Source organism: Thalassovita sp., from assembly GCF_034670005.1.
Classification (GTDB): Bacteria; Pseudomonadota; Alphaproteobacteria; order Rhodobacterales; family Rhodobacteraceae; genus Thalassobius.
The window spans coordinates 117,783-143,179 of sequence record NZ_JAXMOH010000010.1 but is presented as its reverse complement, the minus strand read 5'-3'; the positions used below and the strand labels follow the sequence as shown (position 1 = coordinate 143,179).

Genomic DNA, 25,397 nt, shown 5'->3' with positions numbered 1-25,397 from the left:
GGCGGGCGCCTGACGCCCGCCGGTTCGTTTCGAACAGGACGCGTTCCCGGTGAAGGATGACGATCCCTTTCTGACCCCGCAACTGCTGCTGCACGCCTATGCGTCGGGAGTTTTCCCGATGTCGGAAGGACGTGAATATCCGGATATATTCTGGGTCGACCCCAGATTGCGCGGCGTCTTCCCTCTGGACCAGTTTCACATTTCACGATCTCTGGCCCGGCGCCTGCGGCGGGACGATTACGGCGTGTCGGTCAATGCCGATTTCGAAGGCGTGCTGCACGGCTGTGCGGACCGCGAGGAAACGTGGATCAGCGACGTGATCCACGATCTGTACCTGCAACTGCACCGGCTGGGGCATGCCCATTCTCTGGAAATCTGGATGGGCGGCGAATTGGTCGGCGGGGTTTACGGTGTCACTCTGGGGCGGGCGTTTTTCGGAGAAAGCATGTTTTCGCGCCGCACAGATGCGTCGAAAATTGCCTTGGCCTATCTGGTGGACCGGCTGAATATGGCCGGATTTATTCTGTTCGACACCCAGTTCATCACCCCGCATCTGGCATCATTGGGGGCAATCGAAATACCGCGGGCGGACTATCACAGACGATTGGAAGAGGCGTTGCAGGGACATGCGGATTTCACCGCGCCGGAATTGCCTCAGTCCCCGTCGGAGGTGTTACAGCGCAACACCCAGACATCGTAGCGCGCGTTATCCAGCGCGTTCAGCGCGGGTGCGGATGCCATCATCCAGCCCTGGAATGTCGGTGTATCCCTGCCGTCTTCCTGAATCGTGAGGAACGCGTAGGCTTCGCCGACCGGATTACCGACCGGATAGCGGCATTCTCTCAATTCCACTGTCAGCCGACCGTAATGCGCCGACGCGCCATTCTGCAATTCGATATCGGTGGTCTCACCATTAACCTTGTCGAGCCCGCGCAGCGTTGCGCCAAGACCCAGGCTGACCTCTTCGGACAGGGCGGGTCCGGTAGCGGTCAACAGAGCAAGGACGGAGAGGAAGCGGATCATTCCGTACTGCCCGATCCGGTCGGGCTGCTGGAACCGCTGGATACGAATTTGAGCAGCAGCGACACTAATGATACCGCCCCTTGGGTGTCTTCGATTTCGTCGCCAGCGGTCAGATTGAACGGCGATCCACCCGGTACGATTTCCATGAAATTACCGCCCAGCAACCCTTCAGAGGCGACAACCACCGCGCTGTCGTCGGGAATATCAATCCCGTCCTTGATACTGAATGTCGTATCGGCGCGGAAGGTCTGCGAGTTGAGCGCAATATCGGTGACGGTTCCGATTTTGACCCCCGCCAAGCGTACATCGGTGCCTACGGTGATGCCTTCCAGAGACCGGAACGACGCGCTGAGCGGGTAGCCGCTGCTGCGATCGGTGAACCCGGTCATCTGCCCGGCATAGACAACAAAGCCGATGGCAACGGCCAGAACCATGCCGCCAACAGCCACTTCGGTTTGGTTAGTGGACATTGCTGCAGCCTTATTCCGGCGACCAGGCATCGTAATCGCTGCGCTTTGTTGGCGCGGCGCGACGGATTGAACCGACGGGCGCATAAGCCTGCGCGGTCCCGGTCAGGTTTTCCATATGCGGTTTTTCCCAAGCCTTGTGGGCCATCGGGCGGTCAGTCGGCGCTTCCTTGAAGGTGTGGTGCAGCCAGCCATGCCAGTCGGGGCTGACCCGGCTGGCTTCGATTTCGCCATTGTAGATGACCCAACGGCGTTTGCCGTCGCGGGTCTGGTAGAACACGTTGCCCTGTTCGTCTTCACCCACTTTCACGCCTTTGCGGGCGGTATAAATCTGGGTGTTGAGCGTTTGACCGTCCCACCAGGTGACAGCGCGCAAAAGAGTGTTCAGAAGGCCCATGAGTCTCTCCGCAATTTCTCAGGCTTGGTATGGCTTAATTCTGGAGCAAGGTCCAGTAGGTAGCTGGGGCGGTGTCGCGGTGCCCCCGGCATGATCTGCCCGGGGCCGTGCAGTTTCTGCGAACGCGCCAATCAGGCCAGCGCAGTCAGTTCGATTTCGATCCGGTATTTCGGGTCAATCAGCCCGCATTCGATCATCGTGGCCGCTGGCGGGTTGTCGCCGAAAGCGGCCGCCAGGATCGGCCAGCAGGGTTCGAATTCGGCCGCGTCGGGCAGGTAGTAGTTCACCCGCACCGCGTTGGCGAAGGAGGTCCCCGCCTGTTCCAGCGCCTTGCCGATGGTGTCGAGCGCCGCGCGGCACTGTTCCTCGACCGTGTCACCCTGCCCCACGGTGCCCGCCACATGGACGAAACCGCCCGCGACGACAGCGCGGCAATAGCCGATCTTGGCTTCGAATTCGCCGCCCGAATGAATGCGTTTGATGGTCATCTTTTTCACCTTTTTCAAAGCCGTACAAACGGATAAGAAAAGGGGCCACCCGGCCCCCTTTCCTAACTCCTATTTCGAAATAGCTCAGCTAGCGCTGGCTTCTTCTTTCTTGGCGTCCGAATAAATCATCAGAGGTTTGGCTTCCGAATTCACCGCCTCTTCGTTCACCACGACCTCTTCGACGTTTTCCATTCCCGGCAGTTCGAACATAGTGTCGAGCAGGATTTCTTCCAGAATGGACCGCAGACCGCGGGCACCGGTTTTGCGTGCGATGGCGCGCTTGGCGATCGCATGCAGCGCGTCTTCGGTGAAGCTGAGTTGGGTTTCTTCCAGTTCGAACAGACGCTGATACTGTTTAACCAGCGCGTTCTTCGGTTCGGTCAGGATGGTGACCAGCGCCTCTTCGTCCAGATCTTCCAGCGTTGCCAGCACCGGCAGACGACCGACGAATTCGGGAATCAGGCCGAACTTCAGCAAATCCTCGGGTTCGAGATCCTTGAACACCTCGCCAACGCCGCGTTCGTCCACGTCACGCACATCGGCGCCGAAGCCCATCGCGGACCCCTTGCCACGCTGCGCGATGATCCGGTCCAACCCGGCGAAGGCGCCGCCGCAGATGAACAGGATATTGGTCGTGTCGACCTGCAGGAATTCCTGCTGCGGATGCTTGCGGCCGCCCTGCGGCGGGACGGAAGCCACGGTGCCTTCCATCAGTTTCAGCAGCGCCTGCTGCACGCCCTCGCCCGACACGTCACGGGTGATCGACGGATTTTCCGACTTGCGGGTGATCTTGTCGACCTCGTCGATATAGACGATTCCGCGCTGCGCCCGTTCGACGTTGTATTCAGACGCCTGCAGCAGTTTGAGGATGATATTTTCGACATCCTCGCCCACGTAACCGGCTTCGGTCAGCGTGGTCGCATCGGCCATGGTGAACGGCACGTCGAGAATCCGCGCCAGCGTTTGCGCCAGAAGCGTCTTGCCGCAGCCGGTGGGGCCGATCAACAGGATGTTCGATTTCGAAAGCTCAATATCACCGGATTTCTGCGCGTGATTCAGCCGTTTGTAGTGATTGTGCACAGCTACAGACAGCACACGTTTCGCCATCGCCTGACCGATCACATAATCATCCAGCACATTGCAGATATCCTGCGGGGTCGGCACCCCTTCGGACGACTTCAGCCCTGCGCTTTTGGTCTCTTCACGGATGATATCCATGCAGAGTTCCACGCATTCGTCGCAGATGAAAACGGTCGGACCGGCAATCAGCTTGCGCACCTCATGTTGGCTTTTGCCGCAGAAGGAGCAGTAGAGTGTGTTTTTGCTGTCGCCGCCGGTGGAATTCGCCATTTCTTCCCTTTCAGGCCTTGAGTCGAAGTTTGCGACCCTGCGGGCCGTCCCGTGCTTCTTGGTCAAGCAGCTTAGGACAGGCCCATGGTCGCTACAATGTAAAAATCGACGCGGCAGTACTTACAGCCGCGCCTTGTCGCTTAGGAACCGCCTTTTTCGTCATCCCCGGTCGCACGGCTGGATACGATTTCGTCGATCAGTCCCCATTCCTTGGCATCCTCCGGGGACATGAAGTTGTCCCGTTCCAGTGCTCTTTCGACATTTTCCAACGTCTGACCGGTATGGTGAACGTAAATTTGGTTCAGACGTTTTTTCAGTTTCTGCGTCTCTTCTGCATGGATCATGATATCCGTTGCCTGACCCTGATATCCGCCCGAGGGCTGGTGCACCATCACCCGGCTGTTGGGCAGTGAGAAACGCATCCCCGCCGCACCAGCGGTTAGCAGAAGTGACCCCATCGAGGCCGCCTGACCGATCACCAGCGTCGACACTTTGGGTTTGATGTACTGCATCGTGTCATAGATCGACAGGCCGCTTGTCACCACGCCGCCCGGCGAATTGATATACATGCTGATTTCCTTCGACGGGTTCTCCGCCTCAAGGTGCAACAACTGTGCCACGATCAGGCTCGACATGCCGTCATGCACCGGCCCCGATACGAAAATGATCCGCTCCTTCAACAGGCGCGAAAAGATATCGTAAGCCCGTTCGCCGCGGCTGGTTTGTTCCACAACCATCGGAACAAGGGTGTTCATGTATACGTCTAAGGGATCTTTCATTTCCGCCTGCCTATTGCTTACCGTTATGATCATTATTGACCAATTCCTTACAGAATCTTAGTGCTGCACCAAACCGGCTGCAAGGGCAGGAAAATCATTTGTCGCATCCGGCTTAATGCTCGCGCCATTTGGCGCAGATATTTTCAACCTTGTCGTAAAATGTATATTGAGCGAAAACCACGATCTCGATATCTGCGCCAACACCTGCGCCAGTTCCCCCTCCATCCGTTTGCTTGGGCTTCACAATGCAACAAGACCAATTCATTCAGAAGGCCGCTTCTGCCAGCTTTCCGATGACATTCGACGGCCCGCCCCAGGATTTCTATTTCCTGTTATTGCCCAATATGACGATGCTGTCGGTGGCTTCCGCGATCGAACCGTTGCGCATCGCCAATCAGTTGACCAATAGCAGGCTTTATCGCTGGTTCACGATGACCGAGGACGGCGAACCGGTTACCTGTTCGACCGGCATTAAGGTGACGCCTGACACGGCGTTACAGCCATTGCCGTCCAATTCCGTGGGTTTCGTGTGTTGCAGCATCCAACCCCTTGGCGCTGCATCGGAAAAGACCCTCAATTGGTTGCGGCGCGAGGATCGGTTCGGCAGGCCGCTGGGCGGGATCTGCACCGGTGCCTTCGCGCTGGCCGCAGCGGGTTTGCTGAATGGGCGGCGGTTTACCCTGCATTGGGAAAACCATGACAGTTTTCAGGAAACCTATCCCCAGCTGACGCCATCCCCCAACATCTATGAAATCGACGGGCGGATCATGTCCTGCGGCGGCGGCAATTCGGCGATCGACATGATGCTGGCGCTGATCGAGGAACGGCATGGCCCGGACCTGGCCGCGCTGGTGGCGGATATGTGCCTGCATACCCGGTCCGGACCAACCAATTCGCCGCAAAAGTCATCACGGTCCTTCACGATCGGCACCCGTAACCGCAATCTTCTGGCGGCGATTCGGGTCATGGAAAATGCGCTCGAAGAACCGCTGCTGATGGAAGAGCTCTGCGCCACGTTGGGCGTGTCCCGGCGGCAGATCGAGCGGTTGTTCAAGCGATATCTGGGCCAAAGCCCGATGTCTTATTACAACGATCTGCGTCTAACCCGGGCCTACGGTTTCCTGAATGAAACCGACATGACGGTGACGGAAATCGCGGCGGCGACCGGATTCCGATCAGCCAGCCATCTGGCCCGCGCGTTTCGCAAGAAATATGGGAACAACCCGAATTCTTTCCGCAAATACTGGTCCTGAGCCCCGGTCAGACGGTCACCAGACATCGGGGTCGATTCCCTGCTGTCGGAGCTTATCGAATTTGTCCTGCAGGTAGCGCTGAAAGCGTTGATTTCGGTAATCCTGCGTCACCACGTATTCCAGTGAGCTGAGATAGTGGAACGGTTTAAGATAGCCGGGCATGCGAAAGGTTTCGGCCTGCCGCAGATCCGCCGCCCCGGTATTGGCCCGATCACACAGGATCGTGGTCGGGGTGAAATTCACGAACCATTTTTCCGCCAGATCGCGTTCTTCCAGCGCTTCGCCATCGAAATCCAGTACTTCGCGCGCACCGAACATGTCGAGCTGCACCACGTCGAAATGAGTGGTGACATAGTCCACGATTTCACGACGCCTGAAATTGACCTGATGCAATTCCCGACAATAAGGGCAGCCGCGCTGTTCCCACAGGATCATCAAGCTGCGGCCGTTTTGAGATGCAGTGGTCAGGTCATCGCCCAGTTCCAGAAAGGAATCGGTGAACCAAGGCTGTTTGTGTAAACCGTCATCGCCCAGCACAGCGCCGCCCGTATCTGCCACCCCGGTAGCAGCGGGTAAAATCGCCCCCGCCAGACCGAAGCCGTACCCGTTTTTCAAGAAATTACGTCTTGTGAGCATCGTTTTCCTCCGTAAACGTTGCACACCCATTGTGACACCACTTCGGTAAAAAGCAAAACGGGGCCGCATTTGCGGCCCCGTCTTCAACTCAAAACTCTTTACCCGGTTATTGCGAAACGGACTTCAGATACTCGGTCACAGCCGCGATATCCGATTCCTTTTTCAAGCCCGCAAAGCCCATCTTGGTCTTCTTGATGAAGTCCTTTGGCTTGGTCAGGAAAGCGGCCAGGTTTTCCTCGTTCCAGACCCCGCCGGATTCGGCGAAATCTTGCATTCCCTTGGAATACTTGAAACCTTCAATTGCACCGGCCGGGTGGCCGACGATACCGTTCAGAACCGGGCCTGTCTTGTTCTTGGCGCCTTCACCGACCTGATGGCAGGCTTTGCACTTCTTGAAGACCTTTTCACCGTCCTTGACCAGTTCAGGGTCAAGCGCCGCAGTTTCTTCCATGACGGGCTCTTCCGCCTTGGCTTCCTCGGCCGGTGCCGCGGTTTCAGCCGGTGCTTCTTCGGCAGCAGCTTCTTCCTCGGCGCCTTCCTCTTGCGGTGTCACGTCCAGAACCCTTGCACGCATGGTGATGGTGACATCTCCGGACTTGCAGTTTTCCATACAGGGTTCGGTCCAGAAATGCGCCTCTGACGTGTCGCGGTCATCGACGATGAAGCCGTTCGCGTTGGGCATTTCCACATCCAGGAAGTTCTCGTTCGACAGAACAAAGTCGTCTTCGACCAGGTAGTTCGAGTACAGAATGTAGGCGGTGATCGCATAGACGTCGTCGTCGCTCAGGGTCTGAGCATTGCCAAACGGCATCGAGCGGCGGACATAGTCAAAGGTGGTCGACAGGTAGGGCCAGTAGGACCCGACGGTCTTCAACGGGTCCTTATCAGCCAGCGTGCCTTCGCCGCCTGCCAGTTTTGGCCAGTTATCCACACCTTCGGCGAATTCGCCGTGACAGATGGCGCAGTTTTCCGAAAAGATAGCTTCGCCATCCTCGACCGAACCGGACCCAACGGGCAGGCCGGTGCCATCGGGGGACACGTCCAAATTCCACGCTGCAATTTCTTCGGGCAGCGCCGGGCGACCAAGGCCGAGTTTTTCGGCCAGCACCGGAGATGCGGCCATGGCGACCAGTGCAGAACCGATCAGGAGATTACGATACTTCGACATTTTCGGCCTCCCCATCTGCCTTGACCCACCAGGTCTGGATGCAGTTGTTGTGATAAACAGAGTTTTCACCGCGGACTTCGCGCAGCATGTTCTTGGTCGGCTGGACATAGCCGGTTTCATCCATGGCACGCGACTGAAGCAACATCTCTTCGCCGTTCCATTCGGTGTCGAGATAGAAACGGGTCAGGGCCATTGGCTGACCGGGATTGGCCAGGCGCGCGGTTTCCCACGTCTTGCCGCCATCCTTGGACACGTCGACACGGGTAATCGCGCCACGCCCAGACCAGGCCAGGCCGGTGATGACCAGAGGGCCGTGGCCGTGCTTGATCGGCGATTGCGGGCTTGGCGAGGTGACAACCGATTTGGCGTCCATCACCCAAGTCCACTTGCGCGCCGTTCCGTCGGCCAGCGTGTCGGTGTATTTGGAGGTTTCTTCGCGGCTTTCGACAGCGATTTCCTTAATCTCGATACGACGGATCCACTTGACCCACATGTTGCCTTCCCAGCCGGGAACGACCAGACGCGCCGGATAACCGTGTTCCTTGCGCAGCGCCTCGCCATTGGCCTTGAAAGCGATCATGCAGTCGTCGAGCGCCTTTTCGATCGGGATCGACCGGCCGTTCGAGGACGCATCCGCGCCTTCGACATAGACCCACTTGCCCTCGGGTTTGACGCCAGCCTCTTCCAGCAGCGTCCGCAGGGACACACCGGAATATTCCATGTTGTGGATCATACCATGCGTGAATTGCGCACCGTTCAGCTGGGCACCAGCCCATTCCATTCCGGTGTTCGCAGCGCATTCGAGGAAGAAGGTTTTGTTCACACGCGGGAACCGTTCCAAGTCTTCGTAGGTGAAAACCAGCGGCGTATCGACCAACCCGTTGATCATCAGACGGAAGTCTTCTTTGCGCAGTTCGATCGCACCCGAATGGTGGCGTTCAAACGCACAGCCCTGCGGCGTGATCGTGCCGTCCAGAGCGTGGATCGGCGAGAAGTTGATCGAACTGATCGTGTCGGCGGTGAGCCATTCGACGTTGCGACGGATCACATCGTCTTCGAACCGGATCGGCAAGCCATAGGGCGTTGCATCGACACCATCGCCGGTGCCCATTGCCCAGTCTTGCTTTTCGGTGATCAGGGGATCGGGGCCAGCAGCGTTGGCTGCCCCGGCTCCGGCCATAACCCCCGCCGTCGACGCCAGCGTTCCTTTCAGGAACGCGCGCCGCGAGGGTTTCTTGCCAGTGAAGCGGACGGTCATTTGTCTTTGCCTCCTATTAAATCATCAAATTCATTTTCGTGAATTTGTTGGTGAGAGTAAAGCGCTTTTTCGTGTCGGTTGGGGCTTAAGCCCCAACCACCTTGACATTATCGCGCGGGGGCACCGAAACGGTACCCTGTTTGCGGATATGGTTTTCAACCACATCCCAGATCTGCGGGCCTTCGGTGCCTTCGTTTACGCTGGCCCAGCCGGCAACCATATAGGTCTTGGCAGGATCGATCTTTTCGCCGGTTTTGAGCAGGGTCATGTTGCTGATCCGCTCGCCCTGCGGCTTGGTGATGTCGATCTCGTAGCCCATACCGCCAATGCGGACCATGTCGCCGCCCTGCTGGTAATAGGGATCTGTATTGAACAGGTTGTCAGCCACGTCTTCGAGAATGACATTGATGAATTCACCTGTCATTTCCGAGCGATAGGCCTGACCATAGGTCATCGAGGTCGCGTTCCAGATATCTTCGACTGTGATGTCCTGCCCCGGCAGGATCGACGGGCCCCAGCGGACGCCCGGCGACATCGCGATGTCGGCATCGCGTTCGCTGATCAGCGCGTCACAGATCAGGTCGTCCCAGGTACCGTTGAAGTTGCCCCGGCGATAGAGAAGGCTTTGATCATCGGTGCGGCCGACCACCTCGGACATCTTGTCCAGATGCGGTGCGCGCTGTTCGTCGATGACCTTTGTCACCGCAGCGTCAGGTTCAATCACGTCCGAGAAGATCGGGATCAGCTTGTGACGGAAACCCATCATCCGGCCATCGCGTACGTCCAGATCGACGCGGCTGACGAATTTGCCGTTGGACCCGGATGCGATGATGATGGTTTCACCCACCAGAACCGGTTCGGGCAACGCATCGTGCGTGTGGCCCGACAGAATCACGTCGATGCCCTGCACGCGGCTGGCCATCTTCTTGTCGACGTCAAAGCCGTTATGGCTGAGCAGGACCACCAGTTCGGCACCAGCGGCCTTCACTTCGTCGACAACTTCCTGCATCCGCTCATCCCGGATACCGAAACTGTATTCAGGGAACATCCAGCGCGGGTTGGCGATCGGCATATAGGGGAAAGCCTGACCGATCACGGCGATTTTGACGCCACCGCGTTCGAACATCTTATAAGGGGCGAAATCCTCGGCCGGTTCATCCCATTCGGCATCGAAGATGTTGGCGCCCAATGCCGCAAAAGGCAGATCCTGCACGATTTCGCGTACGCGGTCGCCGCCAAGGGTGAACTCCCAGTGGAAGGTCATCGCATCTGGCTTGAGCACGTTCATCACGTTGACCATGTCCTGGCCTTCGGTGTGATAACAGGTATAGGACCCGTGCCAGGTATCGCCGCCATCCAGCAGCAGCGCATCAGGCCGTTCGGCGCGGATCGAATTGATCACTGTGGATACCCGGTCCAGCCCACCAACCTTGCCATAGCCACGCGCCAGCGAGGTGAAATCGTCATAGGTCAGCGCATAGGCCGAAGGCGATCCGTCTTCGATGCCGTACATCTTGCGGAAATCGGCACCGGTGACATGCGGAACCTGCCCGCGCGCCGCGCCAACACCGAGATTGATTTCGGGTTCGCGGAAATAGATCGGCTTCAGCTGCGCATGGATGTCGGTGATGTGAATCAGCGACACGTTGCCGAAGGTATCGAATTGCAACAGCTGATCCTGTGTCAGTTTCTGCTGTGCGGCCAGGCGCGCCCAGCTGCCAAATCCCGATGCACCTAGCATCGCGGAGGCAGCCATAGATACCTGCATAAAATCGCGGCGAGAGATCATTTCCCAAAGCTCCGATTGGTTAGAGTGGTCTATTCCCCTGGCCTGACGGACAGAGGTCAGGCCGGTTTTGGCCTAAAATTCAACCTGTTGAGAATTATTATAGTTGTCCGGGGGCGATCGCGCCGCCCCCGGAAATCTGATTAGTTACGTACCGACGGTCCTTCGACCGACAACCCATTGCCGCGCGATGCGACATAAAGCTCAAGCGCGAGGAAATCGTTGCTGCCGGGCTTGTAGGTTTCGGCGCGGGTATCGCGGACGCACCCCTTGAAGCGGCCCTGCGGGCTGGTCAGCTTCGAATTCTTGAGGCGGTATACCGGAAATCCGTTGATCTGCCCCTGGCTCAGGTGGTCAGCGCGGATCATGTTGCCATAGTTTTCTTCGTGGCAGCTTGCGCAGGACAGATCCAGCTGACCGGTGCGGGTATAGTACATTTCCTTACCATGTTCCCACATCGCCTGTACCGGCCCGTCGATCGCCACGTTAACGGGCATGCCACGTGACACCGAAGTGACCAGCGCTTCCATGTCCTTGGCCGCACCAGCATCATACTTCCACGCGTCCGCGCCCATCCGGTTCACCCGGCAGTCGTTAAACTGCATCTGCAGGTTACGGACTTCTCCGGCGGCTTCGTTCCACTTCGGATAGACCGCCTTGACGCCCTTCATGCTTTCTTCGACATCGCCGTGACAGGATGCGCAGGACTTGCCTTCGCTACCGTCCACGGTGTTCCAGACCTCAGCAGCGGCCTCGACGTTCAGCATAGCGGGGTTGTCGAAATCGTCCATTTCCATTGCCTGGGTGGTGTCATCGCGGAAATGCCAACCGGACATGACTTCATCCAGCGCACCATCGAGATGCGCCGGCGCCGGGGCCTTGGTTACGATTTCAATCTCGCCGTTGATGACAAGCGTGTCATCATCCGCGTCCGCCATCGCAAACGTCGGAACCGACAGGGCCAGGGCCGCAATTGCGCTCATTGGCTTGAATTTCATCTAGCTTCCTCCCTGAAAGCGGCTTTGTTCCCCAGAGGGAACAAAGCGCCATTGTTATTATGCGATTGCGACGCTTTTACTCTCTTCGTAGACCGACCCGTCATCGTCATACCAGGTGAATTTGAAATCACCGGCTTCGGGCACAGTGGCCTCGAATTCGAAATAAGGGTTGGTCGAAATCGCCGGCTCCATCGTCACGTCGATCACGGACTTGCCGTTGAATTCGCATGTGAAACGATTAATGATCGAACGCGGGATGACAGAGCCATCCTTGTTCTTGCGCTGACCCGATTCCATCTTGTGGCTGATCAGGGTCTTGAGCGTGACGGTTTCGCCAGCAGCCGCCTTTTTGGGGGCCTTGACGCGTGGTTTAACACCTTCTGCCATCTTTTTTCTCCTATATCCTGATTAGCCGCCGCAGCCGCCGATGGTGACCTTGACGGTCTGAGCTGCCTTGGCAAAGGACCCATCCGCCAACTTGGCGATGGCAACGACCTCTTGCGTGCCCGCCAGACGGATACGAGTCGATGCCGACTGCGACCCGGCCAGTTCGCCGAAGTTGAAGGTGGCCACACCCGGCGTCGGGTTTCCGGTTGCCAGCAGCAGAATCGCCGAAGCGCCAGGCGCATCGACCGACACCGGCACGGTGTTGCCGTTTTCGGCAATTTCCGGAGCGGTCAAAGTGACCCCGCCTTCACCGATTTCAGCACCGCCAGTGAAGGCGGCAATTGCGTCATCCGCAGCCGCATTCAGCCGGAACGGCAGAACGGTCAGTGCCGCTGCCCCCAGCCCAAGCGCCAGCGTATCGCGTCTTGAGAATTCCATACTCATCTCCTTACTTCAGGCCCGCCCGATCACTCTTTCAGAGTGCCGAGGAACGCGACCACATCTTCAATTTGCTGAGCCGACAACAGTGGGTCCAGCGGACCTTCAGCGGCCTTGCCGGTATAGGCGTTACCCGGACGGGTATACCCGTCGGTTTTGAAATAGGCCGGCATGACCGTGCCTTCATAGGTCATCTTTGCGTTGACAAGGATGCCGCGCAGCTGGGTTGTGTCCCAACGATCGGCGACCCCATCCAGCATCGGACCTACGTTCCCCGGGAAGGGGGCATCCAGCGTGGAAACCTCGTGACAGGCAACGCAGTTCCCCAACTTCTTAGTGGAAAAGATTTTGGCGCCCTCTTCAGGGTTGCCGGCCACGCCCGTAAGCGAAGCCTCTACGCCGCCATTTTCATTGAAAACCACATCGGCATATGTGACCGGGTTGGCGAATGCCGCCCCGGCAACCAGAGTTGCCGCCAGTGTCAGTGTTGAAAGCCTCATGTTTCCTCCCTTGGCTACCAGATCGTTGACTGAGATAGCTCTGTGTACCGTAGTCTACGCCCGCCCTTAACGCAACATCAAATTCATGATTTTGAATTTACCGATTTGTTCGTTTGGCGGCCTATACGAAAGAATATTACTGTTCGAGTTTCCTCTGAAGGTACTTCTGAAAAGGCTCGTCACTATCGTATCCCTTTTCTTTCACCCATTGAAGCATGGCCAGTGTCGTACCTTTGCCAAATGCCCCTGGCACCACAGAAACAGCCGCTTGCTGAGCCGTCAATCCCTCTGCCACGTCTTCGGGAAAATACATCATCGTCGGAGTGAACATCAGCCCCCATTTCCGCACCATATCCTTCTCCGGCAAGGCTTCACCGTCAAAATCGGTTACCTCGACATCTCCGAACATGTTCAGCTGCACCACGAAGTAATTCTCGGTGATGAACGAATCGATTTTCGGATCGGGAAAGACCTCTTCATGCATCTTCTTGCAATAGATGCAGCCGCGCTGCTCGATGATGATGGCAAAGCGCTTGCCTTCGGCATTCGCCTCGCCCAGATCTTCGCGCAGGTCCTTGAACGTGTCGCGCATCCAATGCGCTTTATGCAGACCGTCGTCGCCCATTTCGGACGCCCCGGCAGGCAAGCCGACCGCAATCGCCACAGCGCATGCAGTTATAAATCGTTTCATTACATTTCCTCCCTGAAATCATCCAACCGTCTGGAATGACGGTATCCAACGGATCATCATATCTGCAATTAGGTTCACCCCGTTTGTAGCGATCAGGATCGCAAATACGATCAACATGACGCCCATGACTTTTTCCACATAGCCCAGATATTTGCGATTGCGCTGCATCCAACCCAGGAACGGGCGCGCAAACAGCGCCGCGATCACGAAAGGCGCGGTCATCGACAATCCGTAGACCAACAGCAGCAACCCGCCGCGCCAGATATCGCCCATGCCACTGGCCACCATCAAAATGGACGCAAGAGCCGGTCCGACACATGGTGTCCAACCGAACCCAAAGGCCAACCCCATGACATAGGCGCCGACCGCCGAGGTCGGTTCGGCTTTGCTTTCGATCCGCGCCTCACGATAAAGAAACCCGATCTTGACCACCCCGAGGAAGTGCAGACCGAACAGGAACAGCACAGCCGCAGCAACATAGCTAAGCGGCTGTTTCCACTGCACGAAGGCTTGTCCCAAAGCCGTTGCGCCCATGCCCAGCAAGACGAAGATCGTGCTGACACCGAGCGCAAAGAAAATCGCCGACAAGATCAGGCGGCGCTGCGCCCCGGGGGCAATCGCCCCGTCGCTGCGCAATTCCGACATTGATATCCCGGCCATGTAACACAGGTAAAACGGGACCATCGGCAGGATACAGGGAGTAAAGAAACTTAACAGCCCCGCCAAGGCTGCCCCGGCAAAGGTAATATCCAGCATTACCGCAATTCCTTGATTAATTCACATATTCATATTACGTTATGGAAAATATATCCGTCAATCCAGAGTTTATCATGCATCGTCTTTTCCGGATTTTTGCCCCGCTTCTACTTATCATATTGCCCGCCTTCGCGCAGGCGGTCGAATTGGTCATGGTCGAACGCCAAGGCTGCCACTACTGCATCGAATGGAAGACCGATCTCGGACCGATCTACCCCAATACGGCAGCAGGCAAATACGCCCCTTTGCGTGTCATTGATATCGCCGATGATGTGCCAGCCGACCTGAGCTTTGTTCGCAAGGTCGTTTTTACACCCACCTTTGTTCTTGTGGAAGAGGGCCGGGAAATCGGCCGAATCGAAGGTTATCCGGGAGAAGACTTCTTCTGGGGACTGCTTGAGATGATGTTGAAATCTAAAACAGATTTTAACGGAGGGGTCTGAAAGTGCCGCCGAAACGCGGCATCGGGCTGGACGATGGTCCGCAAATTGGGCTAAACGACCCAAACGTTAACGCGGAAAATACCTGCAAGAGGTGTTGTATGGGACTGCCGGCATTCGACGACAGCATCAGCGAGGAAGAAATGGACCTGATGGTGGATAATGCCACCACAGCGTCGAATTTCCTGAAAGCTGTCAGCCACGAAGGTCGGCTGATGATCCTCTGTCACCTTGTTACCGGAGAAAAATCCGTCACCGAACTGGAAGATCTGCTTTCGGCGCGTCAGGCCGCCGTATCGCAGCAATTGTCGCGTCTGCGTCTGGAAGGACTGGTCGTTCCCAGACGCGATGGCAAGGCAATCTATTATCGTTTGGCTGATGATCGTCCCCGGCGTATACTCGAGCTGGTTTACGAGCTGTTCTGCGCCACAGACAATCAGGGCTGAACGGCGACCGCGCTGTCAGGTCTGGGAGGTTCCGGCAATGCTTGATGTTCTCGGAGAAGAAATAGCCATCGCTTTGGTCGGTCTGGTCGGAGGGGTGTTGCTTGGGCTGGCGGCGCGTCTGGGCCGGTTCTGCACCATGGGCGCCATCGAAGACCTGCTATACGGTGGCTCTGACCGGCGTATGCGGATGTGGATTTTGGCCATCGGTGTCGCGGTGTTGGGCGGCTTTGGATTGTCCTCGGTCGGGCTGTTGCAGACCGAAAGCTCTTATTACCTGTCGATTCGCTGGATGCCGGTCGCCTCGATCCTGGGCGGGCTGATGTTCGGCTATGGCATGGCTCTGGCGGGCAATTGCGGATATGGTTCGATCGCGCGGCTGGGCGGCGGTGATCTGCGCGCCTTCGTGATTGTAGTGGTGATGGGCGTCAGCGCCTATATCGTCCTGTCCGGGCCGCTGGCGGGGTTGCGTGTGACTTTGTTCCCGCAACGCGAAGTGATCAATGACATGCCGCCCGGGCTGGCCCATCTGATCGGACAATGGACCGGGCTTTCGGTGAACGCCGTTGGGATAGCAATCGGCGGGCTGATCACCATTGGAGTCTTGGCCAAGAAGGAATTCCTTACCGATGCGAAGGCAGTTTTCTGGGCCGTCGTCGTGGGTATCGCCATCACCACCGGTTGGGCTGGCAGCTATTGGGTAGCCACTCATGGCTTCGAAGATATCCCGGTTGTGTCGCACAGCTTCTCCGCCCCGGTTGGCGAAAGCCTGCTGTACCTGATGACCGCTTCGGCGCGGGTCCCTTCCTTTGCGGTCGGATCGGTGGCGGGTGTGGCGCTTGGAGCTTTTGTGGGGTCGCTGTTCAAGGGGCATTTCCGCTGGGAAGCCTGCGAAGACCCGCGCGAATTGCGTCGCCAGATCACCGGTGCCGCGCTGATGGGCACAGGCGCGGTGCTGGCGCTTGGCTGCACCGTCGGACAGGGGTTGTCGGCCTTTTCAATGCTGGCCTTTTCCGCGCCAGTTACTTTCCTGGCAATCTTTGCCGGGGCGGCGTTCGGGCTTCGCCAGCTGATCGAAGGGTTTCAGCCCGCCGAATAACGGAAGAAGGGTTCCACCCAAGAGCGCCTACGGCTCTCAGGGTTTGCTTTGCCCAAGGCGAAGTGGCGAGGGCGCCGCCCCGATCGTTGAAAATCGTCAATTTTCAATCCCCCCCGGGAAGTCTAAACCAAGGTGAAACGGGGAAATGGGCCAATCGAGACCGTAAAAGGCGGCCCCTTGGCACAGTACCGTTAATGTCCGCGCCAGAACAGAATTCCAGTTTCGCCTTCTTTTTGGGCGTATTTTGTGCTGCACTGATTGCATGATGGGCGCTTTGAAAACTTTTTTCTGTGTTCTGATGCTGTCACCGGTGCCTGTCATCGCTGCGGCGCCGACCTTTGCCGCCCCCCGGTTAGACCCTCTGCGTGTTGTCGCCACCTGCGCCGGGCGACTGTCGGCGCAAATGGAATTCCAGTGGATGTTCGATGGTAGCAAAGCCGACGCAACCAAAGCCGTACGGGCCAGCCTGATCGACATACTTGCGGCGATGACGCCCCCCGGCCAAGCGCGCGAGGTTCTGAATTGGCGAGTCGAAGCGAAAATCGCCCAGGCCGCGTTGCTGAGGCGTTCGATGTTCAACCCCGACAAGCGCGATGCGCGGTGGGCGCAGCGGGCGGCGCAACATAAGATTGGTGCCTGCCGGTCGCTTCTGCTGACCTGATCTTGCGTCGCAAGCCCGCCGGAACGCGATTCCCGCCTTGCCTTTTGCGCTGGGGACGTGATTTATCAATCTCATGAAGAAAGCCTCTGATAATCCCGCCGATCCGTTCAAGAAAGCCCTTGCCGAAGCGACCAAGGTGATGGCCCACGACCCGGAACTGAACGTGGCCTATTCGGTCGATCCCGCCGGGCTTGCGGGTGATACGATGCGCCTGCCGCAGGTCAGCCGCCGGATGACACGCGACGAAGTCCTGCTGGCGCGCGGCACCGCCGATGCGCTGGCCATGCAGCGGCGGTATCACGACGATAGCACCCATGCACGCTATGCGCCGCCCGGCGATATGGCCCGCAGCCTGTATGAGGCGATGGAAACCGCCCGCTGCGAAGCGATGGGAGCCCGCGACATGCCGGGCACCGCTGGCAATATCGACGTCAAGATGGAGACCGAGGCGCGGCGGCTGGGCTACGATCAGATCAAGCAACCTTCAGAGGCGCCATTGTCGGTCGCCGCAGGGTATATGATCCGCCATCTGGCAACCGGGCGCGACCTGCCCCCGGCCTGTGACAACGTGATGGAGCTGTGGCGCGGGTTTATCGAAAACCAGGCTGGCGACACGCTGGAAAACCTTCAGGAAAATCTGTCCGATCAGGCGGCGTTCGCCAGATTGGCCCGCAAGGTCATCGAAGATCTGGGCTATGGCGATCAGCTGGGCGATGATCCCGATCAGGAAGACGACGACCAGCAGGACGACGCCGAGGAGGACAGCGAAGACCAGTCCGATCAGGACGATGCCGGTCAGGATGATCAGGACGATCCCGAAGCCGAGGCCGATCCGGAACGGTCCCAGGACGAAACCCAGGACAGTTCCGAAGCCCAGGTCAGCATGGATGATCTGGCCGAGGACGAGATGTCGGAAGAAACCGATCTGCCCGATGGCGACGCGCCGCTGGAACCGCCGCCGCCACCGCCCGCATCCGAGGCCGATCCGAATTACACCGTCTATGACAGCAGTTTTGACGAAGAGATTGCCGCCGAAGATTTGGCCGAACCGGCCGAACTGGAGCGGCTGCGCGCCTATCTCGATCAGCAACTTGAACCGCTCAAGGGTGCGGTCAGCCGTCTGGCCAACAAGTTGCAGCGGCGGTTGCAGGCACAGCAAAGCCGATCCTGGCTGTTCGACATGGAAGAAGGCATTCTGGATGCCGGACGTCTGGCGCGGGTTGTCGCCAATCCGACCACGCCTTTGTCTTTCAAGGTCGAAAAGGATACCGAATTCCGCGATACGGTGGTGACTTTGCTACTGGACAATTCCGGGTCGATGCGGGGGCGGCCAATTTCCATCGCTGCGATCTGTGCCGATGTTCTGGCTTCCACGCTCGAACGCTGCGACGTGAAGGTCGAGGTCCTGGGCTTCACTACCCGCGCCTGGAAGGGCGGACAGGCACGCGAGAAATGGCTTGCCGAGGGCCGGCCGCAGCAGCCCGGGCGGCTGAACGACCTGCGCCACATCATCTATAAAAAGGCCGACGCGCCTATGCGCCGGACCAAGGCCAATCTGGGCCTGATGATGAAGGAAGGCTTGCTGAAGGAAAACATCGATGGCGAAGCGCTGGAATGGGCGCACCGGCGCATGCTGGCGCGTCACGAACAGCGCAAGATCCTGATGGTGATTTCAGATGGTGCCCCGGTGGACGATTCGACCTTGTCGGTGAATCCGGCCAATTATCTGGAAAAACATCTGCGCGACGTCATCGCGATGGTGGAAAAGCGCAAACAGGTGGAACTGATCGCCATCGGCATCGGCCATGACGTGACGCGCTATTATCAGCATGCGGTAACAATCACCGATGCCGAGCAGTTGGCGGGCGCAATGACCGAGCAATTGGCGGGTCTGTTCGATCACGACCCGCGGGCGCGGGCGCGGATGATCGGCATCAAGAAAGCCAGCTGAGCCGGATGTGATCCAGAAGTGCGCCCGTTCCGGGCCCGCTTTACATCTCTGGAAAATGGCTGCGTCATTTTCTTTCGGATGCGCCTCCGGCGGGAGTATTTCGGCCAAGATGAAAGCCACGCACGGCTTGGGGTTGTTTCCGAAGGCTGAAACACGTTTTCTGGGCTTGAGAAAATTTTGGGAGACGCAATGTTCCAGTCGTTTGAAGAGAATGCCAACCCAAGCCAAGGACCGGCGCGGCTTGCCGCGTTGCGCCAGGTTTTGGCGCAGGATGGATTGAGCGGCTTTCTGGTGCCGCGCGCCGATATGTATCAGGGGGAATACGTCGCCCCGCATGATGACCGGCTGGCCTGGCTGACCGGGTTCAGCGGATCGGCGGGGTTCTGTGCCGCGTTGCTGCGGGAGGCGGGCGTGTTCATCGACGGGCGCTATCGCACCCAGGTCAAGGCACAGGTCGATACCGATCATTTCACCCCGGTACCCTGGCCGGAAACCGAATTACAGGACTGGCTGCGCGGCTGTCTGCCGCAAGGTGGCGTGGTCGGGTTCGACCCGTGGCTGCACTGTGCAGATGAGATCGAGAAACTGGAACAGGGCCTGAAGGGTAGCGCCATTGAGCTGCGACCGGTGGCCAATCGGATCGATGCAATCTGGGCTGATCAGCCCGATCCGCCCTGCGGCAAGATGTCGGTCTACCCCGACGATATGGCCGGTGAAACCCATGTCGAAAAACGCGCCCGGCTGGCAGCGATTCTGCGACAAGACGGGCAAAAGGCGACCGTGATCACCCTGCCCGATTCGATCGCCTGGCTGCTGAACATCCGCGGCAGCGATATTCCCCGAAATCCGGTGGCTCATGGGTTTGCCATCCTGCATGACACTGGCCATCTGACCCTGTTCATTGATGCCGACAAGCTCGACGACGCAGTGCGGGCGCATCTGGGCAGCGAGGTTACGCAACGCCCGCCGGCGGCCTTTGCGGCGGCGCTTCGATCACTGACCGGGCCGGTGCGGGTCGATAAGACCTCTGCCCCGCTGCAGGTTGCGCGGGAACTGGAGGCGGCCAATGTGCCGCTGGTCTGGGGTGCGGATCCCTGCATCCTGCCCAAAGCCTGCAAAAACCCCACAGAGATCGCCAATACCAAAGCCGCACATCTGACCGACGCCGCCGCAATGTGCGAATTCCTGTGCTGGTTCGATGCCCAGCCCCCGGGTCGCATCAGCGAAATCGACGTGGTGACCAAGCTGGAAGGCTGTCGCCGCGCCACCAATGCGCTGCGCGATATCAGTTTTGACACGATCGCTGGCACCGGTCCGAACGGGGCGGTGATCCATTACCGGGTGACACAGGACACCAATGCGGTGCTGCAAGAGGGCCAACTGATCGTGGTCGATAGCGGCGGACAGTATCTCAACGGGACCACCGATATCACCCGCACCCTGCCGGTCGGAGATGTCGGCGACGAGGAAAAGAGCTGCTTCACCCGCGTGTTGCAGGGCATGATCGGAATATCCCGTCTGCGTTTTCCCAACGGCCTGGCGGGGCGCGATATCGATGCGGTTGCCCGTATGCCGCTTTGGCTGGCGGGACAGGATTTCAACCACGGCACCGGCCATGGCGTCGGGGTTTACCTGTGTGTTCACGAGGGACCGCAGCGGATCAGCCGGGCTTCGCATGTGGCTTTGAAACCCGGAATGATCCTGTCGAATGAACCGGGTTATTACCGCGAGGACGGATTTGGCATCCGTATCGAAAACCTGATCGTGGTACGGTCTGCCGCCGATCTGGACGGGGCCGATGACCGGCCCATGCTCGCATTCGATACATTGACCTGGGTACCGATCGACCGCCGCCTGATCCTGCCCGAGATGCTAAGCACGGCTGAACGGGACTGGATCGACAGGTATCACGCTGCGTGCCGCGACAAAATCAGCCCTCGGCTTAGCGACGCTGCGCGGCTATGGTTGCACCAAGCCACCGCACCGCTGTGACACCTGTTTGTCATAAATGGTTGGCACAGCGAGTTGCGAACAGGAAATAGGGAGAAAAGCATGACCGATATTACGATCCGCAAGGCGGAAGGCACTTGGGTTGTCCGCGCTGGCGGGGCCGTTCTGGGGGAAAGCAAGAATGCGCTGGAGCTGAGCGAAGGCGGTCTGGCCCCGGTGATCTATTTCCCGCGCAGCGATGTGGCCATGGCGTTTCTCGACAAAAGCGATCACAGCACCCATTGTCCAAAGAAGGGCGATGCGAGCTATTATTCCATCGTGACCAAAAGCACGACATTGGAGAACGCCGCCTGGTCCTATGAGGCCCCCAGGGAGGAGGTCGCGCGGATCAAGGAGTACCTCGCCTTTCACGGCTCTGACACGTTGGCGGTTGAACGGGTCTGAATAGCGTCGCGTAAGAGCGAACAAAAGGCGGCCTTTAAGGCCGCCTTTTTACATTTCATGCTGCGCCGGGACGCGCCTGATCAGCTGCGGTAATCCTGTACCACAGCGGCACCAATGGCGACGCGGGTAATCACCCCGATCACGTTTTCGGCGCGGGGACGCTCGTCCTCTTTAATGACCAGCAGCGCATTATGCCCGCGGTCAGCCATCCGGTTCATCGCATTTTGCAGGAAGCTCTGCTCGCGCACCATGCCAACGGGGCTGATCACCGCGCCGTGAGTACGGTTGGGGTTATCCGGGTCAACCGGAACGACACCGACGATATGGCGTCCCTCTGTAACCACGGCAAAGCTGCGTTTACCGACCGGCACATGCACGATTTCCGGGTAGGGCGTCAATTCGCTTTGTTCAATGGTGCCGATCACCGGCTCCATTACCTCGCTCGCTAACCGTATCGGAAACAGGTAGGACCGGATGTCGCTTGGGATGCGGTGGCCGCGCCGGGTCAGTTTCATCGTGTATATGTTGTCGACCATGAGCCCGCGGCGCACCCCCACCCCCACGACGACGGCGATAATAGCAGCCACAGTGATCGTGTAATCACCGGTCATCTCGAAGATCATCATGATCGAGGTCAGCGTCGCCCCGGTGCTGGCCCCCACGATCGACGCCATGCCGATCAGAGCGAAGGTCACCATGCTGAACCCAAGCGACGGGAACATCATGTCCAGCATCGCCCCGAAGGCACCGCCCAACGTAGCGCCGAGGAACAGCGAAGGCGAAAATACCCCGCCCGAAGCCCCTGCCCCAAGACTGACCGAGGTCGACAGCAGTTTCAGCGCGAAGAGCAAAAGCAGGAACAGCGGCGACGTGATCTGACTGGTCAGTACGCGTTCGATGGTGGCATAGCCGACGCCGGCGGTGTGATACATCCCCGTGGTCAGCATCAGCACATACATCAGAACACCCAGGCCGCTCATCCCGATGATGGTTTTGACATAAGGGTTCAGTTTGAGTCCGTCGAAGAAATCTTCGGTGCCGTACAGCACTTTGACGAACAGCGCCGCAGCGACCCCCATCATCATCCCGGTCAGCACGTAAAGCGGCAGCATGTCCACCGACAGCGGCACGAAGATATCGGGGCGTTCATGCGACGCGACAAGGAATGCGGGGGCCATGCCAAAGGCCAGCCGCCCCATATAGGTGGCGGTGCCGGTCGCCAGAACCACAGGCATCAACGTCCGGGCACTGAATTCAGGCAACATCAGCTCGACCGCGAACAGCACTGCGCCCAGCGGTGTATTGAAGGTGGCGGCGATGCCTGCCCCGGCACCGGCAGCCACCAGTGTGATGACCTGCCAACGGCGCAGGTTGTAAAATTGACCTAACACTGACCCAATGCCGCTACCGATCTGGATGATCGGCCCTTCGCGCCCGACCGAGGCCCCCGACCCGATCGACAACGCCGAGGCCAGAGATTTCACAATCACGACCGCAGGGCGGATCTTGCCGTTCTTGTAATAAATCGCATCCATCACTTCGGGCACACCGTGGCCTTTGGCTTCGGGCGCAAAGCGCCGCACCAGGAACAACACGATCACCCCGCCGATAACAGGTGACAAGATGATGAAAGGGCCAAAGGGCGATGCTTCGGTTGGCACGTTCGCGTCATAATCAATCGAGAACGTTCCGAAGAAGAACAGGTTGTGCAGGAACGCTATCAGGTACCGCAGCAGGATGGCCCCGAAACCGGTTACCACGCCAATTACGACCGAGAGCAGAGAGAGTGTAATGAGCGAGACTTGACGGTTGTCAGTCGTCTCGGTTTGTGGCATCGGATCAGTCAATTGCTTACCATTGTTCTTGTGGGTGGGTCGGAACGCCATACGCAGTGGAGTTGACCGCCACGAAGCGGGACAGTCTGCGCCTTCAGGACACCCTCCGATTACGACGTTGGTAGGTAGGATGCAACGGGGCAACATGTCCAATCCACGACAGAATAACAGGGGAGAGATGATCTAATGCCGGGTTTGTTGGAAAAAAGCCGGATCGAGATGCGTAGAAGCACACTGATCTTTCTGGCATGCGGCTTTGCATTTTCGATCCTCTATCTGCTTTTTCTCGAATTTCAGAACCGGCGAGCGGAAGAGTATCTGGATACGCTCCGGACCTCGGATCCCGACGGTTACCTTGACCAAATTCGACAGATCGAAGGATTTTCGCCTTTCGTCCGCGAATTCAGCAAGCTGAAGAATTTCGAGAATTTCAACCCGACGACCCCGTCTTTCCTGATCGGGCGCTGGACGCTGCGAGACAAGGAAACACGCGCCGGTTTGGGAACTTTGATGAAATGCACCGACGCAATTACCTTCGAACATGGCCGGATCGGCATGGCCCGCGACGGCATCAGCCTGTTGGCGGAATTCCGGTTGAATGGCGACTGGCTTGAGATCCTGCCGCAAGACAGTGCGCTGCTGAAGGTGCATATGATCAGCTTCGGCGCGGCGATCAACCATCTGGAGCTGGTACCGCCCGGGCGTGACAAGCTACACTATGCCTATCCCTGCAGCCAGTGAGGCCGAAAATGACGATCCAACCTGCCCTAGAAGATCTATCTGCGTTGCTGGGCCAACGGTTGAGCCGCTCCAGGTCCGATCTTGACCAGCATGGCGCGTCAGAAACGCATTTTCCGCTGACCCCGCCCGATGCGGTAGCCTATCCGGAAACCACTGAAGAGGTTTCGGAGATCGTGAAGATCTGCGCCCGCCACGGCTGCCCCGTCGTTGGCTGGGGCGCGGGCACCTCTCTGGAGGGGCAGGCGCAGGCGTTCCAAGGCGGTATCTCGGTCGATTTCCGCGAAATGAACAAGGTTCTAAGGGTCGGCGCCGAGGATATGGATGTCTCTGTCCAACCCGGTATCACCCGCGAGGCGCTGAACACCGAGCTGCGCGCGACGGGGCTGTTTTTCCCGGTCGATCCCGGCGCCAACGCCTCGATCGGCGGCATGGCCTCGACCCGCGCCAGCGGCACCACGGCGGTACGCTACGGCACCATGCGCGACAACGTGCTGGGGCTCGAGGTGGTGCTGGCCGACGGGCGGATCATCCGCACCGGCACCAGGGCGCGCAAATCGAGCGCAGGCTACGACCTGACCGGTCTTTTCGTCGGTGCCGAGGGCACTTTGGGGCTGATCACCGAACTGACCCTGCGGCTGCAGGGCCAACCCGAGGCGGTGACGGCGGCGGTCTGCGCGTTCGATACGCTCGACGACGCGGTGCAGGCGGTAATCACCACGATCCAGATGGGCATCCCGATGGCCCGGATCGAATTCGTGGACGAGGCGACAGCGGCGGCCTTCAACGGCTATTCGGGGTCCGACATGCCGCTGTGCCCGCATCTGATGGTGGAATTCCACGGCTCCGAGGCAGGCGTGAAGGAACAGGCCGAAATCTTCGGCGAAATCGTCGCCGATCACGGCGGCAGGGGTTTCGAATGGGCAACCAAGCCGGAGGAGCGCACCGCATTGTGGAAAATGCGGCATCACGCCCATTGGGCGGTTCTGGCCTCGAAACCCGGAGCGAAGGCGCTGGTCACCGATATCTGCGTGCCGATTTCCCGGCTCGCCGACGCGGTTAACGAAACCCGCGCCGATATTGAAGCATCGCCGATTTCAGGTCCGATCCTGGGCCATGTCGGCGACGGCAATTTCCACGCGATCCTGCTGTTCGACGACGAAAACCCCGAACAGGTAAAGGCGGTCGAGGACCTGTCGCACCGGATGGTGGAACGGTCACTGGCCATGGGCGGCACCGCGACCGGCGAACATGGCATCGGGATCGGTAAGAAAAAGTATATGGAAGCCGAGCACGGCGCGGCATGGGATGTGATGGGCGATCTGAAAAAGTCACTCGATCCGCAGAACATCATGAACCCGGGCAAGATGCTGCGCGGGAATTAAGACAGGTCACGCCGGACCTTTTGATATACCGCTGGCCCGGCGCGAGCTTGTTCCGGGCCGGACTTGTTGCAAACAA

The 25,397-nt window shown here is 58.6% G+C and carries 28 protein-coding genes; 11 read left to right on the top strand and 17 right to left on the bottom strand.

What is annotated here, in order from left to right; all coding sequences use genetic code 11:
- The first annotated feature begins 49 nt into the window (after positions 1 to 49).
- Complete coding sequence (gene aat / locus VOI23_RS15725; protein WP_323785896.1) at positions 50 to 700, top strand: leucyl/phenylalanyl-tRNA--protein transferase; 651 nt, start codon at positions 50 to 52, stop codon at positions 698 to 700.
- Here the strand turns inward: aat and VOI23_RS15720 are convergent.
- From VOI23_RS15720 to VOI23_RS15695, 6 genes are all read right to left on the bottom strand, one after another.
- Positions 655 to 1,023, bottom strand: coding sequence for a DUF2155 domain-containing protein (locus VOI23_RS15720; protein ID WP_323785894.1), 369 nt, complete (start codon positions 1,021 to 1,023; stop codon positions 655 to 657). The two genes, aat and VOI23_RS15720, sit on opposite strands and share 46 nt — an antisense overlap.
- Positions 1,020 to 1,493 carry an outer membrane lipid asymmetry maintenance protein MlaD gene (gene mlaD / locus VOI23_RS15715; protein WP_323785893.1) on the bottom strand — a complete coding sequence of 158 codons (474 nt, stop codon included), beginning with the start codon at positions 1,491 to 1,493 and terminating at the stop codon, positions 1,020 to 1,022. The genes VOI23_RS15720 and mlaD overlap by 4 nt, the downstream gene beginning before the upstream one ends.
- A gap of 10 nt (positions 1,494 to 1,503) precedes the next feature.
- A complete protein-coding gene (locus VOI23_RS15710; RefSeq protein WP_323785892.1) occupies positions 1,504 to 1,887 on the bottom strand; it encodes an NADH:ubiquinone oxidoreductase subunit NDUFA12 in 384 nt (127 codons plus the stop codon).
- Positions 1,888 to 2,018: 131 nt separating this feature from the next.
- Entirely contained in the window at positions 2,019 to 2,375 is a 357-nt protein-coding gene (locus VOI23_RS15705) for a RidA family protein (RefSeq protein WP_323785890.1), read from the bottom strand.
- An 84-nt stretch (positions 2,376 to 2,459) separates the two neighbouring features.
- On the bottom strand, positions 2,460 to 3,725 hold the full coding sequence (gene clpX / locus VOI23_RS15700) for an ATP-dependent Clp protease ATP-binding subunit ClpX (RefSeq protein WP_323785889.1): 1,266 nt from the start codon (positions 3,723 to 3,725) through the stop codon (positions 2,460 to 2,462).
- Positions 3,726 to 3,865: 140 nt separating this feature from the next.
- Complete coding sequence (locus VOI23_RS15695) at positions 3,866 to 4,504, bottom strand: ATP-dependent Clp protease proteolytic subunit (RefSeq protein WP_323785888.1); 639 nt, start codon at positions 4,502 to 4,504, stop codon at positions 3,866 to 3,868.
- Positions 4,505 to 4,749: 245 nt separating this feature from the next.
- Here VOI23_RS15695 and VOI23_RS15690 point away from each other — a divergent pair, with 245 nt between their 5' ends.
- Entirely contained in the window at positions 4,750 to 5,757 is a 1,008-nt protein-coding gene (locus VOI23_RS15690; protein ID WP_323785887.1) for a GlxA family transcriptional regulator, read from the top strand.
- 15 nt (positions 5,758 to 5,772) lie between these two features.
- Here VOI23_RS15690 and VOI23_RS15685 read toward each other — a convergent pair whose 3' ends face one another.
- The 10 genes from VOI23_RS15685 to VOI23_RS15640 all read right to left on the bottom strand — a co-directional run bounded on the left by VOI23_RS15685 (position 5,773) and on the right by VOI23_RS15640 (position 14,375).
- The gene (locus VOI23_RS15685) at positions 5,773 to 6,393 is read right to left on the bottom strand and encodes a thioredoxin family protein (protein ID WP_323785886.1); all 621 of its coding nucleotides are present in this window, start codon (positions 6,391 to 6,393) and stop codon (positions 5,773 to 5,775) included.
- Positions 6,394 to 6,499: 106 nt separating this feature from the next.
- On the bottom strand, positions 6,500 to 7,561 hold the full coding sequence (locus VOI23_RS15680; protein ID WP_323785885.1) for a c-type cytochrome: 1,062 nt from the start codon (positions 7,559 to 7,561) through the stop codon (positions 6,500 to 6,502).
- Positions 7,545 to 8,819, bottom strand: a complete 1,275-nt coding sequence (gene soxC / locus VOI23_RS15675; RefSeq protein ID WP_323785884.1) for a sulfite dehydrogenase — start codon at positions 8,817 to 8,819, stop codon at positions 7,545 to 7,547. The genes VOI23_RS15680 and soxC overlap by 17 nt, the downstream gene beginning before the upstream one ends.
- Before the next feature lie 85 nt (positions 8,820 to 8,904).
- Positions 8,905 to 10,608 (bottom strand): thiosulfohydrolase SoxB, encoded by a 1,704-nt coding sequence (gene soxB / locus VOI23_RS15670; RefSeq protein ID WP_323785883.1) that lies wholly within the window; start codon positions 10,606 to 10,608, stop codon positions 8,905 to 8,907.
- A gap of 140 nt (positions 10,609 to 10,748) precedes the next feature.
- Positions 10,749 to 11,603 (bottom strand): sulfur oxidation c-type cytochrome SoxA, encoded by an 855-nt coding sequence (gene soxA, locus VOI23_RS15665; protein ID WP_323785882.1) that lies wholly within the window; start codon positions 11,601 to 11,603, stop codon positions 10,749 to 10,751.
- 57 nt (positions 11,604 to 11,660) lie between these two features.
- Positions 11,661 to 11,990 (bottom strand): thiosulfate oxidation carrier complex protein SoxZ, encoded by a 330-nt coding sequence (gene soxZ / locus VOI23_RS15660; protein ID WP_323785881.1) that lies wholly within the window; start codon positions 11,988 to 11,990, stop codon positions 11,661 to 11,663.
- A 21-nt stretch (positions 11,991 to 12,011) separates the two neighbouring features.
- Entirely contained in the window at positions 12,012 to 12,428 is a 417-nt protein-coding gene (soxY, locus tag VOI23_RS15655) for a thiosulfate oxidation carrier protein SoxY (RefSeq protein ID WP_323785879.1), read from the bottom strand.
- Between the two features lie 29 nt (positions 12,429 to 12,457).
- Positions 12,458 to 12,928: a sulfur oxidation c-type cytochrome SoxX gene (gene soxX / locus VOI23_RS15650; RefSeq protein WP_323785877.1), complete on the bottom strand. Its 471-nt coding sequence runs from the start codon at positions 12,926 to 12,928 to the stop codon at positions 12,458 to 12,460.
- A gap of 136 nt (positions 12,929 to 13,064) precedes the next feature.
- Positions 13,065 to 13,619: a thioredoxin family protein gene (locus tag VOI23_RS15645; RefSeq protein WP_323785876.1), complete on the bottom strand. Its 555-nt coding sequence runs from the start codon at positions 13,617 to 13,619 to the stop codon at positions 13,065 to 13,067.
- An 18-nt stretch (positions 13,620 to 13,637) separates the two neighbouring features.
- A complete protein-coding gene (locus VOI23_RS15640) occupies positions 13,638 to 14,375 on the bottom strand; it encodes a cytochrome c biogenesis CcdA family protein (protein ID WP_323785875.1) in 738 nt (245 codons plus the stop codon).
- 74 nt (positions 14,376 to 14,449) lie between these two features.
- On the opposite strand from VOI23_RS15640, the gene VOI23_RS15635 reads away from it, so the two are divergent.
- The 7 genes from VOI23_RS15635 (at position 14,450) to VOI23_RS15605 (ending at position 21,363) form a co-directional block, all read left to right on the top strand.
- Complete coding sequence (locus VOI23_RS15635) at positions 14,450 to 14,818, top strand: thioredoxin family protein (RefSeq protein WP_323785874.1); 369 nt, start codon at positions 14,450 to 14,452, stop codon at positions 14,816 to 14,818.
- 98 nt (positions 14,819 to 14,916) lie between these two features.
- Positions 14,917 to 15,261, top strand: a complete 345-nt coding sequence (locus VOI23_RS15630) for a metalloregulator ArsR/SmtB family transcription factor (RefSeq protein ID WP_323785873.1) — start codon at positions 14,917 to 14,919, stop codon at positions 15,259 to 15,261.
- 37 nt (positions 15,262 to 15,298) lie between these two features.
- Complete coding sequence (locus tag VOI23_RS15625; protein WP_323785872.1) at positions 15,299 to 16,357, top strand: YeeE/YedE family protein; 1,059 nt, start codon at positions 15,299 to 15,301, stop codon at positions 16,355 to 16,357.
- Positions 16,358 to 16,631: 274 nt separating this feature from the next.
- Positions 16,632 to 17,018 (top strand): hypothetical protein, encoded by a 387-nt coding sequence (locus VOI23_RS15620; protein WP_323785871.1) that lies wholly within the window; start codon positions 16,632 to 16,634, stop codon positions 17,016 to 17,018.
- Positions 17,019 to 17,091: 73 nt separating this feature from the next.
- Complete coding sequence (gene cobT / locus VOI23_RS15615) at positions 17,092 to 18,969, top strand: cobaltochelatase subunit CobT (protein WP_323785870.1); 1,878 nt, start codon at positions 17,092 to 17,094, stop codon at positions 18,967 to 18,969.
- A gap of 189 nt (positions 18,970 to 19,158) precedes the next feature.
- Positions 19,159 to 20,961, top strand: a complete 1,803-nt coding sequence (locus VOI23_RS15610; RefSeq protein WP_323785868.1) for an aminopeptidase P family protein — start codon at positions 19,159 to 19,161, stop codon at positions 20,959 to 20,961.
- A 60-nt stretch (positions 20,962 to 21,021) separates the two neighbouring features.
- Entirely contained in the window at positions 21,022 to 21,363 is a 342-nt protein-coding gene (locus tag VOI23_RS15605) for a DUF427 domain-containing protein (RefSeq protein ID WP_323785867.1), read from the top strand.
- 80 nt (positions 21,364 to 21,443) lie between these two features.
- Here VOI23_RS15605 and VOI23_RS15600 read toward each other — a convergent pair whose 3' ends face one another.
- Entirely contained in the window at positions 21,444 to 23,198 is a 1,755-nt protein-coding gene (locus VOI23_RS15600) for a chloride channel protein (RefSeq protein WP_323785866.1), read from the bottom strand.
- Between the two features lie 219 nt (positions 23,199 to 23,417).
- Here VOI23_RS15600 and VOI23_RS15595 point away from each other — a divergent pair, with 219 nt between their 5' ends.
- The gene (locus VOI23_RS15595; RefSeq protein ID WP_323785865.1) at positions 23,418 to 23,939 is read left to right on the top strand and encodes a hypothetical protein; all 522 of its coding nucleotides are present in this window, start codon (positions 23,418 to 23,420) and stop codon (positions 23,937 to 23,939) included.
- A gap of 8 nt (positions 23,940 to 23,947) precedes the next feature.
- On the top strand, positions 23,948 to 25,321 hold the full coding sequence (locus tag VOI23_RS15590) for an FAD-binding oxidoreductase (RefSeq protein ID WP_323785864.1): 1,374 nt from the start codon (positions 23,948 to 23,950) through the stop codon (positions 25,319 to 25,321).
- Positions 25,322 to 25,397: the final 76 nt, after the last annotated feature.

What these genes read in the sequence shown, in the direction of transcription:
- VOI23_RS15720 (WP_323785894.1), bottom strand. Translation starts at nt 1,023, where the DNA reads ATGATCCGCTTCCTCTCCGTCCTTGCTCTGTTGACCGCTACCGGACCC.
- mlaD (WP_323785893.1), bottom strand. Translation starts at nt 1,493, where the DNA reads ATGTCCACTAACCAAACCGAAGTGGCTGTTGGCGGCATGGTTCTGGCC.
- VOI23_RS15710 (WP_323785892.1), bottom strand. Translation starts at nt 1,887, where the DNA reads ATGGGCCTTCTGAACACTCTTTTGCGCGCTGTCACCTGGTGGGACGGT.
- VOI23_RS15705 (WP_323785890.1), bottom strand. Translation starts at nt 2,375, where the DNA reads ATGACCATCAAACGCATTCATTCGGGCGGCGAATTCGAAGCCAAGATC.
- clpX (WP_323785889.1), bottom strand. Translation starts at nt 3,725, where the DNA reads ATGGCGAATTCCACCGGCGGCGACAGCAAAAACACACTCTACTGCTCC.
- VOI23_RS15695 (WP_323785888.1), bottom strand. Translation starts at nt 4,504, where the DNA reads ATGAAAGATCCCTTAGACGTATACATGAACACCCTTGTTCCGATGGTT.
- VOI23_RS15690 (WP_323785887.1), top strand. Translation starts at nt 4,750, where the DNA reads ATGCAACAAGACCAATTCATTCAGAAGGCCGCTTCTGCCAGCTTTCCG.
- VOI23_RS15685 (WP_323785886.1), bottom strand. Translation starts at nt 6,393, where the DNA reads ATGCTCACAAGACGTAATTTCTTGAAAAACGGGTACGGCTTCGGTCTG.
- VOI23_RS15680 (WP_323785885.1), bottom strand. Translation starts at nt 7,561, where the DNA reads ATGTCGAAGTATCGTAATCTCCTGATCGGTTCTGCACTGGTCGCCATG.
- soxC (WP_323785884.1), bottom strand. Translation starts at nt 8,819, where the DNA reads ATGACCGTCCGCTTCACTGGCAAGAAACCCTCGCGGCGCGCGTTCCTG.
- soxB (WP_323785883.1), bottom strand. Translation starts at nt 10,608, where the DNA reads ATGATCTCTCGCCGCGATTTTATGCAGGTATCTATGGCTGCCTCCGCG.
- soxA (WP_323785882.1), bottom strand. Translation starts at nt 11,603, where the DNA reads ATGAAATTCAAGCCAATGAGCGCAATTGCGGCCCTGGCCCTGTCGGTT.
- soxZ (WP_323785881.1), bottom strand. Translation starts at nt 11,990, where the DNA reads ATGGCAGAAGGTGTTAAACCACGCGTCAAGGCCCCCAAAAAGGCGGCT.
- soxY (WP_323785879.1), bottom strand. Translation starts at nt 12,428, where the DNA reads ATGGAATTCTCAAGACGCGATACGCTGGCGCTTGGGCTGGGGGCAGCG.
- soxX (WP_323785877.1), bottom strand. Translation starts at nt 12,928, where the DNA reads ATGAGGCTTTCAACACTGACACTGGCGGCAACTCTGGTTGCCGGGGCG.
- VOI23_RS15645 (WP_323785876.1), bottom strand. Translation starts at nt 13,619, where the DNA reads ATGAAACGATTTATAACTGCATGCGCTGTGGCGATTGCGGTCGGCTTG.
- VOI23_RS15640 (WP_323785875.1), bottom strand. Translation starts at nt 14,375, where the DNA reads ATGCTGGATATTACCTTTGCCGGGGCAGCCTTGGCGGGGCTGTTAAGT.
- VOI23_RS15635 (WP_323785874.1), top strand. Translation starts at nt 14,450, where the DNA reads ATGCATCGTCTTTTCCGGATTTTTGCCCCGCTTCTACTTATCATATTG.
- VOI23_RS15630 (WP_323785873.1), top strand. Translation starts at nt 14,917, where the DNA reads ATGGGACTGCCGGCATTCGACGACAGCATCAGCGAGGAAGAAATGGAC.
- VOI23_RS15625 (WP_323785872.1), top strand. Translation starts at nt 15,299, where the DNA reads ATGCTTGATGTTCTCGGAGAAGAAATAGCCATCGCTTTGGTCGGTCTG.
- cobT (WP_323785870.1), top strand. Translation starts at nt 17,092, where the DNA reads ATGAAGAAAGCCTCTGATAATCCCGCCGATCCGTTCAAGAAAGCCCTT.
- VOI23_RS15610 (WP_323785868.1), top strand. Translation starts at nt 19,159, where the DNA reads ATGTTCCAGTCGTTTGAAGAGAATGCCAACCCAAGCCAAGGACCGGCG.
- VOI23_RS15605 (WP_323785867.1), top strand. Translation starts at nt 21,022, where the DNA reads ATGACCGATATTACGATCCGCAAGGCGGAAGGCACTTGGGTTGTCCGC.
- VOI23_RS15600 (WP_323785866.1), bottom strand. Translation starts at nt 23,198, where the DNA reads ATGCCACAAACCGAGACGACTGACAACCGTCAAGTCTCGCTCATTACA.
- VOI23_RS15595 (WP_323785865.1), top strand. Translation starts at nt 23,418, where the DNA reads ATGCGTAGAAGCACACTGATCTTTCTGGCATGCGGCTTTGCATTTTCG.
- VOI23_RS15590 (WP_323785864.1), top strand. Translation starts at nt 23,948, where the DNA reads ATGACGATCCAACCTGCCCTAGAAGATCTATCTGCGTTGCTGGGCCAA.